This is a genomic window from Rhizobium sp. 01N447_2, from assembly GCF_056399245.1.
The window spans coordinates 1-15,806 of sequence record NZ_JBFTQY010000055.1; the positions used below are offsets into that span (position 1 = coordinate 1).

The window sequence follows — 15,806 nt, forward strand, 5'->3', positions numbered from 1 at the left end:
GCGCAGGAATATTATTGAACGCACCTTCTGCCGCCTGAAGGATTGGAGGCGCATCGCAACACGATACGACAAGCTTATGATCAACTTCGAGGCAACTTGCTACATCGCTGCTCTTGTCATTTGGTGGGCATGATTGAGTCTGGAGCCTAAAGCGGTCGAAACGCCCTCGATGGGCTAGTAACCGCCCATAGTGCCGCGAACTGGGCCAATCCCCTGCGGTTGTGCGTAGGTTGTGTTGTACGATCCACTGGTTGCGCATCCTGATAGTGTCAGGAACATGATTGCTGCTGCGGCCAAAATGTTTCTGAGAGGCACGGCGTTCTCCGATCATGGCAGGCTGCTTAGACCACAAGGGCCACGTCGAGGACTTTCCGCCAAATCGTCTACGTTGGCAAGCGCCTGATCAACTGGCGGTAAGCAGTGACACAGCCTCTTCAAGCGTCTCCCTGACGGGGTAGTAGCTCGGCGAGGCATCTTTACGCCCGGAGGGCGGCCGAAATTATCGAGGGTTGATCATCGACGCCCATCCGGGACCCGGTCGCCGCCGTCGTGGAAGAGACGACAGAATGGCGGCGCGGGATGAAGACGAGCAGGGCGAGGGGTCACGTCAGAGCGTGTCGATCAGTCCTCCGTCCACACGCATCGAAGCGCCGGTCGTTGCGGATGCCAAAGGTGAGGCCAGATAGGTGACGAGATTGGCGACTTCCTCGACGCTCGCAGCTCGTTGGATGATCGAACCGCTGCGGTGCTTCTTGACGAAGTCCGCCGCGACCTCCTCGATCGGCTTTCCCGTCTTCGCCCGCTCATCGGCGAGCATCGCCTCGACACCTTCGGACAGCGTGGGGCCGGGGAGGACGGAGTTCACCGTGACGCCCGTGCCAGCCATGCGCTTGGCAAGGCCGCGGGCAACCGCGATGTCTGCCGTCTTGCTGACGCCGTAGTGGATCATCTCGACCGGAATGTTGAAGCCGGATTCCGACGCGATGAAGATAACGCGGCCCCAGTCGAGTTTCTGCATGCCGGGAAGATATGCGCGCGAAAGCCTGACGGCGGACATGACGTTCACCTGCCAGTGGCGGTCCCACACTTCGTCGTCCGCCTCGAAGAAGTCGAGGGGCTGAAAGATGCCCGCGTTGTTGATGAGGATGTCTACATGAGGAACTTTGGCGACGAGAGCGTCACATCCTTCAGCGGTTGCGAGATTGGCTGCCACGGCGGCTACGCCTCCCCTGGCACCTTCGCCTTTCAGGCGGTCGGCTGCCTTGGCAGTCTTTTCTTCGGACCGGCCGTTGACTACCACGTCCGCGCCCGCCCTCGCGAGCTGGCGGACGATCGCGTAGCCAATGCCTTCGGTGGATCCGGTAACTAGAGCGGTCTTGCCTGTGAGGTCGATCTGCATCTGCTGCTCCTATTGAGGCTCGATCACGGAACCTATGGACTGGCGAGCGGTCTCGCAACAGGCAAATATCCGAGGCGGTTTGCATCGTCACACCCCGGTGGGTGACCCGCGGCCCGGCCTGCAAGCACCAATGCCCCGACCAAGTGAGGATCTAAGCAAGGATTTTGTTTGTGACTTGGCGGACCGAACAGGGCGCAAGCTGGATTGTCCTGGCTTCTGCTCTGGCCGGATAGCTGTAATCCCCGGGGCGGACGGGTCGGTTTCACATGGACTACACGTTACGCCGCCAATTGCCAGGCGTTGCGCCAACGACACTTGCGAAAACCCTTGTGAAATGACTTTGATCGGCGAAGCCGCAGGCGATGGCGACTTCGGCGAGCGGCGCGTTCGAGGTGCGCAGCAGGGTGCGGGCTCGATCTATTCGTTGGCTGAGAAGCCATTGATAAGGCGTCATGCCCGTCGTCTCGCGAAAGGCGCGAATGAAATAGCCGCGAGACAGATTGCAGGCCTGCGCCACTTGCTCGATCGAGATGTCGCCTTCAAGGTTTTCGAGAAGCAGACCTTTCGCCAGATGCTCGTGCGAGCGCGACAGGCTTCGTGACCTGTTGGGGGTTGCAACGGACCGGCCGCCATAGCGTTGAACCAGGTAGGTCCCGATGGCTGTGGTCATCTGGTCGATGAACAGCGCGCTTGCCTCCTCCGGTTTTTCGAGCGCCGGAATCAGCGCCCGAGCGAGGTTGGCAAGCACGATGTCTTTCGAGGCGGTTTCGGCTGCAAGCGAGGTGATGCCGGAAAGTTCCGCACCATCGGCAATCCTGGTGAGAGCCGCAGGCGAGATTTCGAACAGGAGAAAATCGAAAGAACCGCTGAGATCTGCTTTGTAGGCCTCGGACAGATCGCGAATGTAGATCGAGTTCTCCGCAAAGTCGTGGGTCGTCACATGATGTTGGTGATGGATGCGCCGCGTGTGACCGCCGATCGCAGAGACGCCGACAACGAACCCTCGGTCGCTAGCCGATGTCATGACCTGATCAAGCCGCACGACGCTCGTTCCCTTGCGAAAGACCGCAATATCGGAACCTGCCAGTGCCTGGTTGATCGACAACTGTTTTAGAGGACATCCGAAGGTGTCGGTTGCCGTTGCGCCGAGTGATTTCACGTGACTGTCGGACATAGGAACCAAGACGCCCAGCTTTCGTTTTTGGAAGACCAATCTCGCGGCTCAGCCCTTCAGCGCAGCCCTCTGGAAATTCGCCGAATCTCGTCGACGAGGATGCTTTTGTGCAAGATAGATGCTTCGAAGATGTATAGGAACTCTCAAATCGTTGCATCGCAACGGTCGGGCTATACCGTTCCCAGCCCGGAGGATCGAGACACATTTGAGTGAAGCGTTGGCGGTCAGCGACAGGATTGCAACATGTTTTGGCATCGGTGCAGCGAGGGCCTTGGTCATCAGGCCTCTTCGCGAGGCGAAGCTCTCTGTCGTTCATCTTGACCACGTTTATGGAGATGCGGAGCATCCGGTCTTCCTCCCGGCCGATGATGCCTTCCTGCTCATGCTCTATCTCGTCGATGTCGATCATCGCGACATCCGTCCGGACCAGACCGTCGCACCCTTGAAGACCTATCCCAAAGGTTCTGTCTGTCTCATCAGTCTGATGCACGGCGCCGCAATCTCGATTCGCGGCCATTTCGAAGCACTTGCCTTTCATATCCCGAACTCGCACTTTGCCGAACTCGCCGAGGAGGCAGGCGAACCGCGCGTCGATGACCTTGCGACCTGCCGAGGCATTGACGATCAGGTGATCCGCAATATTGGTGGAGCACTGATGCCGATGTTCGACATGCCGGACGAAGTCAGGGATCAGCTGCTTCCCCATATAGGGCTGGCGTTAAACGCCCATCTCGCGCATCGTTACGGACGCTCACCCGCACAGCGGCTGTCGGCCAGCGGTCGGTTGTCTCCCATGCAGGAAAAGCGCATCAAGACGTACATGGCCGCAAACCTGTCGGCGAACATGACCGTCGATCAGATTGCCGACGCCACCGGTTTTTCAGTGGATGAGCTGCGTTCAGGCTTCTTGAATACAACCGGGCAGTCTGTCGCCGAATGGATGTCGGCGTACCGGATGACCAGGGCCCAAGCACAGCTGAGCAGAACCGGTGATCCTATCGCGCAGGTGGCTGCGACGTGCGGTTTTGCTGATGAGGACACATTCATCGACACCTTCTCGAAGACTGTGGGAGTGGCTCCGGCGGAGTGGCGCTCACGCAATCGGCACTAGGAGAGTTGAAGCTGGAGCGGCGCTGCACCGCGATCTTTTCCCTGATCTCTATTTCAAGGAAAGGCGCCGATAACGCCTTGGTGAAAACAGCTTCAGACGCGTTGTGTGCGGTCCGGATGCGGCACTAAAGCCGCACCCGGACGGACCAATCAGGCTTCGACGAACGCCAAGAGATCGGCGTTCAGGACATCGGCATGGGTGGTCAGCATGCCGTGCGGATAGCCCTTGTAGACTTTCAAAGTGCCATTCTGCACCAGCGTTGCGGACAACCGGCCGGCATTGTCGATCGGCACGACCTGGTCGTCGTCGCCATGCATGACGAGGGTCGGAACGGTGATCGCCTTCAGGTCTTGCGTCTGGTCGGTTTCGGAGAAGGCCTTGATCCCATCGTAATGGGCCTTGGCGCTGCCCATCATGCCCTGCCGCCACCAATTCTGGATGACGCCCGGGTAGACCTTCGCGTCGGACCGGTTGAAGCCATAGAACGGACCGGTGGGGAAGTCGATGAACAGCTGCGCGCGGTTTTCGGCGACGCCCTTGCGGATGCCGTCGAAGACTTCCATCGGCAAGCCGCCCGGATTTGTCTCGGTCTTCAGCATCAGCGGCGGAACGGCGGAAACCAGAACGGCCTTGGCAACGCGCCCGGCTGGCTGGCCGTATTTTGCAACGTAGCGGGCGACTTCTCCCCCGCCGGTCGAATGGCCGATATGGACGGCATTCTTCAGATCGAGCGCTTCGACGACAGCGAAGGCGTCGGCGGCATAGTGGTCCATGTCGTGTCCGTCGGAAACCTGTGCCGAGCGGCCGTGACCACGACGGTCGTGGGCGACGACGCGATAACCCTTCGACAGGAAGAACAGCATCTGTGCGTCCCAATCGTCCGACGAGAGCGGCCAGCCATGGTGGAAGACGATCGGCTGGGCATCCTTGCGCCCCCAATCCTTATAAAAGATCTCGACGCCGTCCTTGGTGGTGATGTAGCCCATTCTCTTGTCTCCTTGATTGAGGTGGGGGTGAAAGTGTTGACCGCAGATCGCGGTTGAGCAGTTATTTTGCGTCGCCTTCCGGTGTCTCGACCTCGGCCATCAGGGCCAGGAGACCGAGCAGCGGCGGGATCGCGAGGCACCAGATGCCAAGCCAAAGGAAGGCCGTGGCGGCTGCACCGCAGCCGATGGCGAATGCGCAGACACTGGTCAGCATCTTGATCATCCGTTTCTTGGCGGTATTTTTCGCTTCCAGGTTTTCGCCGCGAATGACATCGGCCAGATCGATCATGATCTGAGTGGTGTTGCCGGTCATCATCGTCGTCGGTGGTGCCTTCGCGAGATGGATCTTGTGTGCGGCATTCTGGATCGCCATCGCGGCCACGAGCACCATGCCGGTCAAGATTGCCGGCCATCCGTCCCCCTTCGGGAAAGGACCATAGGAAACCGCAAGGGTTGCCGCTACGATCAGCAACAGGAGCTTCACCCTCATCATCGTGCTCAAAACCGGGTATTTGCGCCCGGCGAGCCAGAAGCTCGCCAGTCTGGTTACGAGAATAACGGCGCAGAAGACCGGGAGAGCGAGAAGCTTGGCGATGATCCCGGACGTGCCGAGCACAACGGCTGCGCCGAATGTCACGAAATTTCCTGTCACATGCGCCGTAAACAGCCCCTGAAGCGCCAGAAAGCCTGCTGTGTCGACGTATCCGGCATCGAAGCTCAAAACTGTTGCGAGAGAGATTTTTTTCATGTGTGCTTTTCCTTGCCGTCCCGTTACCAGAAAATTTCAACTCGGCGCCGCGATCGTTGCTATTGTGGCCGCCGGCCCGGCGGATTCGTTTCGCCAAGGTGGTAGTGAACGGCCGCTAGGGCGCCCGTCAGGTTTGCATTGAAGGCGTAGTCCGCGCGCCTCAACAGCCGCAATCGGCCCAGACGTTGAAGGACTGCCTGACATTCGGTTCGTCGCGCGATGAAACGAAGCGCTGCAAGGCGAAGGCAAAGTCCTGGCGCCCGCAAGACGCCTTGCGGCGAGGGGTGTGAGATATTCTGCGTCATCATGGCAGGCTCTCCAAGCGGTGGTCACTCTGAGACAAGTGGTGCGTGGATCTCGGCGATGTATCCGCCGGGGAACTGAACGATGGCTGCCTGACGCTTCTCCGACTTGTAGGGCTGAACCAGCACTGTCGCGCCGGAAGCGGTGGCCTTTGCGACGGTTGCATTGAGATCCTTCACCGCATAACCGGTGGTCTCATAGCCATAAGGGTAAGGAAGGTGGCCATCGGTCACGAGGACCGACATGTTGCCGAAGTCGGAGGTGATACGGACGCGCCGGTAGGTGTCGCTCGGGCGACCGATCTCGACGCCGGGCGCCCTTCTGTCGTCGGAGACGATCTTGCCCTTTGAGAAGGTCAGAAAATCATGAATGAAGGCGCCGACGGAATCCTTTGAAACATATATCCTGTTTTCAGGGACCGTATCGAACTTCGGATAATCCGGCGCCTTGGTGTGCCAGTAGAGCTGCATGTTGACGCCGCCTGGCCATTGGATGACGGCGTCGCGCCCGATCGGATCAGCGAAGGCATCGACGATGACTGAGGCTCCGGCATTTCGAGCATCGCGGATCGCCCGGTCCATGTCCGTCACGAGATATCCTGTCCGTTCCCTGCCGAAGGGATAGGGGATCGGCGTCTTGAAGCCGAACAGCGAGACCGTGCCAGCGGGCGTTTGGATCAGTTGCGAGGTCGTGCTGCTCGGTGTCGGCGTCACCGTGGCGACCATCTGCTTGGTCGATGCACCGCCGAATGTGGCGACGAAACTCGCCGCAAAGGCATCGACGTCGGTCACCGGAACATAGATATGAGTGGTGTCGTATTGCGCGCCAACCGCCATGTTCTTGCCGGCAGCCCCGGCGGCTGTAGCAGAAGAGGCCATGATCGTAGCGACCGCAATGGCGACGGCGAATTTCAATCCAGCTGATGGAAAGGTCATGGATACATCCTCATGGTTACGTCGGGACCGGCAGGCATCTGTCTATGAAGGGATAGTGGCTCAGGCGTCAGCGGTGAACAATTGCAATAATTCTGCCGATTGAATTGCCGGTTTTGCAATAATTGGCGCGCCGAAGTCTGGTCGGACATATGGTTTTGATAGCTGGCTGCCGGCGATTTTGCGCCGCCATTTCCTGAGGTCGAGTTCACGCTCGGTCTGTCGCATGATGGTCTCGTGGATCTCGCCAGCGCTGATTTCTAGATCTTCGCTCGACCGGCTTTGTTGGCAGCAAGGACGGCTCCGAAATGTCGGGATTTGATGTCATCATCCCAGGCGCCGGACGACGCGCTCTATTTTCCGCTCGCGCGTTTGCGCAGGTCGACAAGCGCGACGAAGACGAAGGCACCGCTAAGACCGATGTGCTCGAAGAAGCCGTTCATGGCGGCCGAATGCTCGGGTCCCGCGGGGATCTCCCAGAACCGCAGGGCAAGGTATGTCGCCATCAAGGTGAATATCGCCAATGCAAGAGCCCCCAGCCAGCGCAAGCGCCCCGAAAGGATGAGGGCAGACATGGCGAGTTCAAAGATCGGCACCCCGACTGCAAAGAGTGGCGCCGGAGCCAGCCCGAAATGGTTCATCTCGGCGACGGCCCCCTGAAAGTCGAAAACCTTCGTCAGCGGACCCTGAATGTAGGCGGAGCAGAGCGCGAGCAATGCCAGGAAGTCGGCGCCGAAAGCCTTGCCGGCGGAGCTGCCGGTATCTTGAGTATGTATGGACGTCATTATGAGTATCCTCAAAAGACCTGTGATCAGAGCGGGTGGATCATGTCGCGGGCGTAGGAAAGACCAATGCCGTAACCGCCGGCATGCGCTTCGACGATCGCTCGCGCGTCAATGTAGGTTTCTTTTCTCGTCCAATCGCGCTGAAGCTCGAGCAAGACCTGCAGCCAGGACGTCATCGTCGCACCCGCTGCCTCCATTCTGCGCAACGCAAGGTTATGGCTATCGGATGTCACGCCACCGCATGCGTCGGCGATGACGGAGACCGCATAACCTTCGGCAAGTGCCGAAAGCACGGGGAATGAGACGCAGGCTTCGGTCAGAAGACCCGAAACAAGCAGTGTCTTGCGGCCAGTGCGTGCGACCGCTGCCTTTGCTGCATCGTCTTCCCACAGGTTCATGTTGCGGCGCTCGATGGATGCCACCTCGGGCATGACGCTTTGAATTGCCGGCATCATGGGCCCGCTATAGACCTTCGAGGCCGACGTCGAAGCGATCACCGGGAGCTTGAATGCTTTCGCTGTCTTTGCCAGCGCGACCATGTTGCTGAGAAGGACCTGACGATCCGTCGACCCGACGCCAAAGGCGAGACCGGCTTGCTGATCGACCATCAGCACGGCTGGCTGAGCCGGTTCAAGGAGTGGAATAGCGGACATGGTTTCTCCGGGCTGCGGCCATTTTCAACTGGCCTCATCGTTCGTCGGGAAGCCCCTCTACAGGTTGTGCCGAAGAGGGAGTTCGTATTGATAGACCGCGTTCTCAGACGGCCCAGCAGGAGCAGCCAAGGGCGCCAAAGAAGCCCTTCAGGTCGGCGATAGGCAGCTTCGATGTCCAGGCACCGGCATGATCGTGGCCATGGACACCGCAATCGCTGGCGCAGCCGCAGGAGGCGATCGCCGTACGGCGCAGCGAGTGTCTGCCTGCACCGTCGGGCTCGCCCCAGGCGGCATAACCGCCGAACTTGCGAACCGGTGACCAGTCCGGCATGGCGGGCGGAATATCGCTCTCATCCAGAGTGGCAAAATTGTCGGCAGCGTAGACGATCTTGCCGCCCACCATGGTAAGTTCCGACGTCAGGAACGAGATCTCGTCCTCGGCGCAGGCGAAGAAGTCCTTGTCCGGGACAATCAAATCGGCAAACTGGCCCTTTTCGATGCGTCCCTTCTTGCCCTCCTCGTTGGAGAACCACGTGACCTTTTCGGTCCACATCCGCAGCGCCGTCTCACGGTCGAGACAATTGGCACGCGGGTAGAGCTGCATGCCGCCGACAGTCTTGCCGGTAACCATCCATGACAGCGAGACCCAGGGATTATAGGAGGCAACGCGGGTCGCATCCGTGCCGGCCGAGACGTTGACACCCTTGTCGAGCATGCGCCGGATCGGCGGGGTGGCTTCGGCGACACCATGGCCGTAGCGCTCGACGAAATATTCGCCCTGATAGGCCATGCGATGCTGCGTGGCGATGCCGCCGCCGAGTGCTGCGATGCGATCGATCGAGCGATCGGAAATCGTCTCGGCATGATCGAAGAACCAGTTCAGGCCTTCAAGCGGGATATCCTTGTTGACCTTCTCGAAAACGTCGAGAGAGCGGCTGATCGTTTCGTCATAAGTGGCGTGAAGACGCCAGGGCCAGCGGTTTTCGGCCAGCACCCGAACGACGTCTTCCAGTTCGCCTTCCATTTCCGGCGGCATGTCCGGGCGGGGCTGGCGAAAATCCTCGAAGTCCGCGGCGGAAAACACCAGCATCTCGCCGGCGCCGTTGTGACGGAAATAGTCGTTGCCCTGTTTGTACTTCACAGACTGCGTCCAGTTGAGGAAGTCTTCCTTCTCGCCCTTCGGCTTCTGCGTGAAGAGATTGTAGGCCAGACGTACCGTAAGCTGGTCCTCGTCCGAGAGCTTCTGGATCACAGCATAGTCGTCCGGGTAATTCTGAAATCCGCCGCCGGCATCGATGACTCCGGTGATGCCGAGCCGATTGAGCTCGCGCATGAAGTGACGGGTCGAATTGACCTGATAGTCGAAGGGAAGTTTCGGACCCTTGGCAAGCGTCGAATAGAGGAGACCCGCATTCGGCTTCGCCAGCAGCAGGCCCGTCGGATTGCCGTTGGCGTCGTGCGTGATCTCGCCGCCGGGCGGGTTCGGCGTATCCTTGGTATATCCGACGGCGCGAAGGGCCGCGCCGTTCAGTAAGGCCCGGTCGTAGAGGTGCAGCAGGAAGACTGGCGTGTCGGGTGCAATAGCATTGATCTCGTCGATCGTCGGCAGGCGTTTTTCGGCGAACTGGTGCTCGGTGAAGCCACCGACGACGCGCACCCACTGCGGAGCCGGGGTGATGGCGACCTGTCGTTTCAGCATGTCCATGGCGTCGGCGAGCGAGCGGACGCCGTCCCAGCGGAGCTCCATGTTGAAGTTGAGGCCGCCTCGCACAACGTGGGTGTGGTTGTCGATCAGACCAGGCAGTACACGTTTGCCCTTGAGATCGACGATCTTCGTATCCGGTCCGGCGAGTGCCATGACGTCGCGGTCGGTACCCACGTCGATGAATAGGCCGTCCTTGATGGCCACTGCGGTGGCGTTCGGATTTGCGCGATCAAGCGTCGTGATCAATCCATTGTGAAGAACGATGTCTGCGTGCATGGAAGCGGCTCCGGTCTTGTTGGGATCGGCGGCATTGGCCGGTGAAAACAAGTTTGAAAAGGCGAGGCTCGATGCTGCCCCCAGGAATGTGCGGCGCGTCGTCATCAGCTTTTCCCCGATGTTGAAGCTTCATGGGGTGGGTTCACCGCCACCACGTTTTTCCCGCCCTTTGGGAGGTGACCGAACATGTGCGGCTTCACCTGATGAAGCCAGGAGACGGCGGCGGGCTCGCGAGCCCAAATGCTCTTTGCCAGTGGCACAAGCTGCTCGCCGACAAGGATGCCGAGCAGCCCGATGAGCGCGACGACAGGCGGGGCAGGCGAGCGGACATTGAGCAGGCTGTAGATCACGCCCACCAGCAGGCCGGCACCGAGTGAAAGAAGATAGAGTTTCATGGGGGAACCTCGCGTGGTGAAGGAAAATCACTCCGGCAGGAAGCGGCCGGCCGGAGTGATTGACGGTTTATTTGGCAGGGTTCGGGCCGATGCGCTTGCCGTGCTTGACGCGTTCGGCGCCGCCGTGGACATGCGTAACAGCATAATCGATGCCCATGCCGTACGCGCCGGAATGCTCCTTCACCAGCGACGTGACCGCGTCGTAAGTTTCCTTGCGGGCCCAGTCGCGCTGCCATTCGAGCAGGACCTGTTGCCAGGTGACCGGGACGACTCCGGCCTGGACCATGCGGTCCATCGCATATTTGTGCGCATCGACGGACGTGCCGCCGGAAGCATCCGCAACCATGTAGATTTCGTAGTCGGTATCGTTCATGCAGGAGAGCGCGAAGGTCGTGTTGCAGACCTCCGTCCAGAGGCCGGCGACGACAATCTTCTTGCGGCCATCGGCAGCGTGCTTGGCAAGCGCGTCGCGGACGTTCTGGTCGTCCCAGGAATTCATCGACGTGCGCTCAAGGATATCATTGTCCGGGACGACAGCGAGCAGTTCCGGGAAAGTGTTGCCCGAAAAGCTGTCGGTCTCGACGGTGGTGATGGTGGTCGGGATGTTGAAGATCCTCGCCGCCTTGGCAAGACCGACGACGTTGTTCTTCAAGACCTGGCGGTCGATCGACTGAACACCGAAGGCCATCTGCGGCTGCTGGTCGATGAAGATGATCTGACTGTTCTGCGGGGTGAGGACCTGAAGCTTGCTGGACATCTCGTGTCTTCCTTTGACTAGGTTGAAGGTAGGTAATGGGGCAGGGAAGGCGGCACGTCTTGAAAGTTATGCCGCCTTATTGTTGGAAAGCGACGTCAGGCGGCGAGCGGTGTCAGCCCGGCTTCGATCTGGTCACGATAGGGCTCGTAGCGTGCCGGCAGCTTCAAAACCTCGCCGAGATGTGCCGTATCTTCGTCGCGGTCGAAACCGGGCTCGTTCGTGGCGATTTCGAACAGGACGCCGCCGGGTGTCCGGAAGTAGATGGCCCAGAAGTAGTCACGGTCGATGACAGGTGTTACCTGGTAGCCCGTATCCATCAGCGCCTTGCGGACTTCGAGCTGCTTTGCGCGGTTCTCGACGGCGAAAGCGATGTGATGCACCGAACCTGCGCCCTGCCTTGCGAAAGGCGTTTTCGGAAGGACCTCGAGGTCGATCGTGTCCGCACCATTGCCGCCGGGGATGATGAAGCGGGTGACGTCACCATCCGTCTCAGTACGTTGGTAGCCCATGAAACCGAGCAGTTCGGACGTGGCAGCGGCGTCATGCAGGCGGAACTTGGCACCGGTGAAGCCGCGGATGCCGACGCTTTCGTCGATGCCGGCGCCATTCCAGGCCTTGCGGCCATCGGTTTCCGCTTCGACAAGCGCAAACCCTTCGCCGTCCGGCCCTTTGAACAGGAGGCGCTCAGCACCGAAGGCAGTGTCGGTATGCAGGTTGCCGGCTCCCTTTGCCGACAGGCGATCCTGCCAGAAGGAGAGCGAGCCCTTAGGCACCGCGAACTGTGTTTCGCTGACTTCGCCGACGCCTGGGCGGCCGCGCATCACGTCGGGAAACGGGAAGTAGGTCATGACGGAGCCGGGGGTGCCGGCCTCATCACCGTAGTAGAGGTGGTAGACGTTGGGGTCGTCGAAATTCACGGTCTTCTTCACGCGGCGCAGGCCAAGCGCATCCGTGAAGAACGCGTTGTTCTGGCGGGCATCCGATGCCATCGACGTGATGTGATGCAGTCCCTTGATATCCTTGATCACGATGGTGTCCTTCCGTGGCTGCGTTGGTTTGTCTGGTCTGATTGAAAAGCTACGCCCGTTGATCAGTGGCCGGAATTGCAATAATAATTGTCAGTGAATTGCCATGGATGAAATAATCGATGAACGACTACAAGCTGCTTCGAACCTTTCTGCTGGCCGCCGAGAAGCGGAACTTCGCGCAGGTCGCGCGCGAGCTCGACATGACCCCGGCAGCCGTCACGCGGGCGATCGCGGCGCTGGAAGAAGACCTTGGCGTGCAGCTCTTCGTACGGACGACGCGCCAGGTGTCGCTGACAACCGACGGCGCGATCTTCGCTGCCCAGATCCAGCCGGCGGTGCAGGCGCTCGACAACGCGCGCAAGGATGTGATGAATACCCACAAGGCGGATCACGGCCGTCTGCGGATCAGCGCGCCGACCTGGTTCGGCCAGCAGGCTCTGCCGCCAATCCTGTCTGCATTCAAGGAACGCTATCCGAAGATCAGCTTCGAGATATCGCTCGCGGATGGGCTCGTGAATATTATCGACGATGACTATGATCTGGCGATCCGCATTTCCGCGGCACCGTCGGACAAGTTCACGATCTGGCGCAAGATCAGCGTCGTTCGCCGGATCCTCGTCGCAGCGCCCGGCAGCCGGTTTTGCGACATGGAGCATCCGAATGAACTCATTCCCGACGATTGCCTTGCCTATAGCGGCGAGAGCAAGCGGGAGACCTGGACCCTGTCGGACGGCAGCGGCAGTACCACGATTTCTGCGGGCCGCGCATTTAGCGCCAATAGCGGGGAGGTCCTGGCAAGCATGGCTGCCGATGGAAGGGGGGTCGCCATGCTGCCCAAGTTCCATGTGGCCGAGTATCTGCGCACCGGACGCTTGGTCCACGTCCTCAAAGACTGGTCGCCGCCGGACTTGTGGCTGACCCTGTACTACCCCCCGTACCAGGCACTTCCGCCGCGCATCGCCTCATTCTCGAAGTTCTTCGAACAACAGATTCCGGCGTTTATATCGGCGATCGAATGAACTTCGAAGGAGCGTGGTGCCGCTGCTGTTTAAGAATCTCCGAAAAGGATATGACAGCACCACGGGGCCAACTTTTCGACAGCAAACACATTTTCCTGTTATCGCAGAAAACGCTATCTGCTGGCGGTTCTGCAAGTATTCTGGAACTGGCAGAACGTCGATCCCGCGAACGAAGTAAGCCACCAATTGTCGCTCGGCCAGCGCGTGACCTTTAGTGCAGCACCCGCGGGTCGTCCGTTTGGTTGTCCACCGCGCCAAGTCTCTAGGGGGGTGGTCGGCCAGCGCGGAAAGCCGGTCCCGGCTGATGACCAGCAGGAACCAACTGCTTCAGAAATCTACCCCCTCAAAATGTCTGCGATAGTCGATATCGCAGGAGCAACGACCCGACCGGTCGGCCTCGGTCGTCGCGCGTACCGCCCGTGACGGGGATCGATGCATCCCCGACCAGCACCTCAGATGGTGAGCTTGAGCTTCAATCAGCCAAAGAACGCACGAAGCTGAGCGAAAAACCCGTCTGGTTTGCAACCTGCCATCTTTCGCAAACGGCGAGCGACTGTTGCCGCGCTGACGCGTTCACCAAAATGGCAGAAGCAGACAAGGTCATGCAATTCCTCGTCGCTGAGTTCGAAGAACCGTATGGCTTCTCCGTAGCTATCGCTTTCCATTCCTGCCGCCCGCAGAATGGGATCAGCGAATGCAACAGAGATCGGTGTGCCGTCATCCCTAAGAGCAAGCCGATCTGCAATCGGCCGATATTCGGTTTCGTGAAGCGTCTTGAGATGCGGTCTGGGGCTGCGCTCAAGACATTCGGCCCACCGTTCAAGCCGTTCGCGCCGCGTCATTTCAAGGCGCTTGCAGGTCGTGCTGACCTTGGCGATGGTTTTCAACTGGTCGAGTGCGTACTGTTCCATTTCGGCCTCCTATCTCCGGAAAAATAGATGGTCCGCTCCCAAAAACAGCGTCTCTCAGGTCGCAGCCGATGTCCAATCACGATTGGAAACGGCATCTCGTTGACGTTTCCGTAATCACTGGAGGCGCCTTTGCTTGCCGACGAGCTCTTTTCCCATAGGGTTTCTGCGCCATGTCATACCAAGGCAACCAGACAGGGTTCGGTATGGACGAGATATTCGAACAGCTTCTGAACCTTTCGGCACGCACCCAAACGCTGATTGCGGTCTACGATAGTCATGACCGGCTGCAATACGCCAACAGCGCCTTTCGTTCGGTCTATTTCATCGAACCGGATGAGTCTCCCCTCTGGCCGGATCTCATGCGGCGCAATTTCGAGCTGCGGCGAGGCACGGTTATTCAAACGAGCAATTTCGACGAATGGCTGCGGTCGACACAGTCGCGCCGTGGCAAGATTGGCTATCGTGCTTTCGAGACGGACCTGCACGATGGCCGATGGTTTTGGATGACCGAGGCGGTCCAGACAAACGGTTGGATGTTGTGCATTGCGTGCGAGATCACCAGTTTGCGAGCGCGTGGCAGGATCGTCCGGCAAGATCGCGATCAGGCAATCAAGGCGTCTTACACCGACGAGCTCACGGGTGTCGCCAACCGCCGCTTTGTGATGGCACGGGTCGACGACATGCTGGCGGCCGCCCAGCATGGAAGCAATGGCTGCCTTGTCGTGTTCGACATCGACAATTTCAAACACATCAACGATCGGCTCGGTCATCAGGCCGGAGATGTCGTCCTGCGCGATTTTGCGCATCGCATTCATCAGAATGTTCGCCGCAACGATTGTTTTGGGCGGGTCGGCGGAGAAGAGTTCGTTCTGGTGATGCCGTCAACCGGGCCGGAAGACGCCATTGCCATGGTCGAGTGCATGCTGACGGTGATCCGCTTCTCCCGGCCCCTGCCTGAATCACCCGACTTCAGCTACACCTGTTCTGCCGGCATCGCCGCTCGTGCCCCGTCAGACAGCGCCTCGGACCTTTATCGACGCGCCGATCAAGCACTCTATGCTGCCAAGTTAAGCGGCCGGGACAGGGTGCGCGCAGCCTAGTCGCGCAACAGTCGTGGCGGACGGAAATCTGGACCTGTTCGCTGTGGCAGGAACCAATGTTATTGGGCCAAATTCTTAAATCCCTGACCCGTACAGCTCCTGGTCATCGTCGCCTTCCCAAGGGGAGGGCATCGAGGCGCGATTGAGGTTGGCCGAGGGCATGGGCATCCAACACTTCAATTCTGGCTCGGCATATTCGATGATGTGCCCGGGCGAGGAATCAGAGGCACGCCAGCTTTCTGCACCAAACTGATCGCCATTCGACCAATATGCTAGGTCGACTTCTGCTGGCCCCTGTTCGGATGGGCGTATCGTGACGAGGATCCGGCTACCGTCTCTCGGTGCACTTGCCATGTCGCGCCACCGGTCTGTGTCGTCCATCGTTTTTCCTCCTGCCTCGCTGCAGGTTGCGAGTGTCGCCTCGCCATCGGAAGCGGTCAACTCAAACTTCGCAGAACCACAAAAGAGAGGAAGGACGTGAGGCAATCCTTATCCGGGGAAATCGTCGTTCTCGTCTGGATGGG

Annotated in this window: 18 protein-coding genes and 1 pseudogene; 4 read left to right on the forward strand and 15 right to left on the reverse strand. The window is 59.5% G+C overall.

Going from position 1 to position 15,806, the window contains the following annotated elements:
• Positions 1-133, forward strand: a 133-nt coding sequence (locus AC1ECN_RS27710) for a transposase (RefSeq protein WP_477953723.1), incomplete at its 5' end; no start/stop codon positions are given.
• Positions 134-607: 474 nt separating this feature from the next.
• Here the strand turns inward: AC1ECN_RS27710 and AC1ECN_RS27715 are convergent.
• Entirely contained in the window at positions 608-1,399 is a 792-nt protein-coding gene (locus AC1ECN_RS27715) for an SDR family NAD(P)-dependent oxidoreductase (protein WP_130655413.1), read from the reverse strand.
• 271 nt (positions 1,400-1,670) lie between these two features.
• Positions 1,671-2,504, reverse strand: coding sequence for a helix-turn-helix domain-containing protein (locus AC1ECN_RS27720; protein ID WP_130656918.1), 834 nt, complete (start codon positions 2,502-2,504; stop codon positions 1,671-1,673).
• Positions 2,505-2,790: 286 nt separating this feature from the next.
• Between AC1ECN_RS27720 and AC1ECN_RS27725 the strand changes: the two genes are divergently transcribed.
• Positions 2,791-3,684, forward strand: a complete 894-nt coding sequence (locus tag AC1ECN_RS27725; protein WP_130656919.1) for a helix-turn-helix transcriptional regulator — start codon at positions 2,791-2,793, stop codon at positions 3,682-3,684.
• Positions 3,685-3,833: 149 nt separating this feature from the next.
• On the opposite strand, the gene AC1ECN_RS27730 is transcribed toward AC1ECN_RS27725, so the two are convergent.
• The 11 genes and pseudogenes from AC1ECN_RS27730 to AC1ECN_RS27780 all read right to left on the reverse strand — a co-directional run bounded on the left by AC1ECN_RS27730 (position 3,834) and on the right by AC1ECN_RS27780 (position 12,252).
• Positions 3,834-4,670 (reverse strand): alpha/beta fold hydrolase, encoded by an 837-nt coding sequence (locus AC1ECN_RS27730; protein WP_130655414.1) that lies wholly within the window; start codon positions 4,668-4,670, stop codon positions 3,834-3,836.
• Between the two features lie 61 nt (positions 4,671-4,731).
• Complete coding sequence (locus AC1ECN_RS27735) at positions 4,732-5,418, reverse strand: YoaK family protein (protein ID WP_130655415.1); 687 nt, start codon at positions 5,416-5,418, stop codon at positions 4,732-4,734.
• A gap of 172 nt (positions 5,419-5,590) precedes the next feature.
• Positions 5,591-5,692 (reverse strand): annotated as a pseudogene (locus AC1ECN_RS27740) (alginate export family protein); the annotation flags it as partial.
• Positions 5,693-5,747: 55 nt separating this feature from the next.
• Positions 5,748-6,656, reverse strand: coding sequence for a glyoxalase (locus AC1ECN_RS27745; RefSeq protein WP_130655416.1), 909 nt, complete (start codon positions 6,654-6,656; stop codon positions 5,748-5,750).
• Between the two features lie 60 nt (positions 6,657-6,716).
• Entirely contained in the window at positions 6,717-6,881 is a 165-nt protein-coding gene (locus tag AC1ECN_RS27750) for a hypothetical protein (RefSeq protein WP_165406690.1), read from the reverse strand.
• Between the two features lie 125 nt (positions 6,882-7,006).
• Positions 7,007-7,438, reverse strand: a complete 432-nt coding sequence (locus AC1ECN_RS27755) for a DoxX family protein (RefSeq protein ID WP_027689901.1) — start codon at positions 7,436-7,438, stop codon at positions 7,007-7,009.
• A 26-nt stretch (positions 7,439-7,464) separates the two neighbouring features.
• Positions 7,465-8,091: a hydrolase gene (locus AC1ECN_RS27760; protein ID WP_130655417.1), complete on the reverse strand. Its 627-nt coding sequence runs from the start codon at positions 8,089-8,091 to the stop codon at positions 7,465-7,467.
• 103 nt (positions 8,092-8,194) lie between these two features.
• Complete coding sequence (locus AC1ECN_RS27765; RefSeq protein ID WP_130674077.1) at positions 8,195-10,177, reverse strand: amidohydrolase; 1,983 nt, start codon at positions 10,175-10,177, stop codon at positions 8,195-8,197.
• Positions 10,177-10,467, reverse strand: coding sequence for a XapX domain-containing protein (locus AC1ECN_RS27770; RefSeq protein ID WP_130655419.1), 291 nt, complete (start codon positions 10,465-10,467; stop codon positions 10,177-10,179). The genes AC1ECN_RS27765 and AC1ECN_RS27770 overlap by 1 nt, the downstream gene beginning before the upstream one ends.
• 67 nt (positions 10,468-10,534) lie before the next feature.
• Complete coding sequence (locus tag AC1ECN_RS27775) at positions 10,535-11,224, reverse strand: hydrolase (protein ID WP_018069930.1); 690 nt, start codon at positions 11,222-11,224, stop codon at positions 10,535-10,537.
• Positions 11,225-11,319: 95 nt separating this feature from the next.
• On the reverse strand, positions 11,320-12,252 hold the full coding sequence (locus AC1ECN_RS27780; protein ID WP_027689898.1) for a VOC family protein: 933 nt from the start codon (positions 12,250-12,252) through the stop codon (positions 11,320-11,322).
• Between the two features lie 119 nt (positions 12,253-12,371).
• Here AC1ECN_RS27780 and AC1ECN_RS27785 point away from each other — a divergent pair, with 119 nt between their 5' ends.
• Positions 12,372-13,271 carry a LysR family transcriptional regulator gene (locus AC1ECN_RS27785; RefSeq protein ID WP_130674076.1) on the forward strand — a complete coding sequence of 300 codons (900 nt, stop codon included), beginning with the start codon at positions 12,372-12,374 and terminating at the stop codon, positions 13,269-13,271.
• Between the two features lie 476 nt (positions 13,272-13,747).
• On the opposite strand, the gene AC1ECN_RS27790 is transcribed toward AC1ECN_RS27785, so the two are convergent.
• Positions 13,748-14,182, reverse strand: a complete 435-nt coding sequence (locus AC1ECN_RS27790) for a hypothetical protein (RefSeq protein WP_130674075.1) — start codon at positions 14,180-14,182, stop codon at positions 13,748-13,750.
• Between the two features lie 203 nt (positions 14,183-14,385).
• Here AC1ECN_RS27790 and AC1ECN_RS27795 point away from each other — a divergent pair, with 203 nt between their 5' ends.
• Entirely contained in the window at positions 14,386-15,282 is an 897-nt protein-coding gene (locus AC1ECN_RS27795; protein ID WP_477954766.1) for a GGDEF domain-containing protein, read from the forward strand.
• 75 nt (positions 15,283-15,357) lie between these two features.
• On the opposite strand, the gene AC1ECN_RS27800 is transcribed toward AC1ECN_RS27795, so the two are convergent.
• The gene (locus AC1ECN_RS27800) at positions 15,358-15,663 is read right to left on the reverse strand and encodes a hypothetical protein (protein ID WP_018069935.1); all 306 of its coding nucleotides are present in this window, start codon (positions 15,661-15,663) and stop codon (positions 15,358-15,360) included.
• Positions 15,664-15,806 lie beyond the last annotated feature (143 nt).

Bases quoted from the DNA above. Each gene is read 5' to 3' on its own strand.
- AC1ECN_RS27775 (WP_018069930.1), bottom strand. From the start codon at position 11,224: ATGTCCAGCAAGCTTCAGGTCCTCACCCCGCAGAACAGTCAGATCATC.
- AC1ECN_RS27790 (WP_130674075.1), bottom strand. From the start codon at position 14,182: ATGGAACAGTACGCACTCGACCAGTTGAAAACCATCGCCAAGGTCAGC.
- AC1ECN_RS27715 (WP_130655413.1), bottom strand. From the start codon at position 1,399: ATGCAGATCGACCTCACAGGCAAGACCGCTCTAGTTACCGGATCCACC.
- AC1ECN_RS27750 (WP_165406690.1), bottom strand. From the start codon at position 6,881: ATGCGACAGACCGAGCGTGAACTCGACCTCAGGAAATGGCGGCGCAAA.
- AC1ECN_RS27800 (WP_018069935.1), bottom strand. From the start codon at position 15,663: ATGGACGACACAGACCGGTGGCGCGACATGGCAAGTGCACCGAGAGAC.
- AC1ECN_RS27760 (WP_130655417.1), bottom strand. From the start codon at position 8,091: ATGTCCGCTATTCCACTCCTTGAACCGGCTCAGCCAGCCGTGCTGATG.
- AC1ECN_RS27735 (WP_130655415.1), bottom strand. From the start codon at position 5,418: ATGAAAAAAATCTCTCTCGCAACAGTTTTGAGCTTCGATGCCGGATAC.
- AC1ECN_RS27765 (WP_130674077.1), bottom strand. From the start codon at position 10,177: ATGACGACGCGCCGCACATTCCTGGGGGCAGCATCGAGCCTCGCCTTT.
- AC1ECN_RS27745 (WP_130655416.1), bottom strand. From the start codon at position 6,656: ATGACCTTTCCATCAGCTGGATTGAAATTCGCCGTCGCCATTGCGGTC.
- AC1ECN_RS27770 (WP_130655419.1), bottom strand. From the start codon at position 10,467: ATGAAACTCTATCTTCTTTCACTCGGTGCCGGCCTGCTGGTGGGCGTG.
- AC1ECN_RS27755 (WP_027689901.1), bottom strand. From the start codon at position 7,438: ATGACGTCCATACATACTCAAGATACCGGCAGCTCCGCCGGCAAGGCT.
- AC1ECN_RS27730 (WP_130655414.1), bottom strand. From the start codon at position 4,670: ATGGGCTACATCACCACCAAGGACGGCGTCGAGATCTTTTATAAGGAT.
- AC1ECN_RS27785 (WP_130674076.1), top strand. From the start codon at position 12,372: ATGAACGACTACAAGCTGCTTCGAACCTTTCTGCTGGCCGCCGAGAAG.
- AC1ECN_RS27795 (WP_477954766.1), top strand. From the start codon at position 14,386: ATGGACGAGATATTCGAACAGCTTCTGAACCTTTCGGCACGCACCCAA.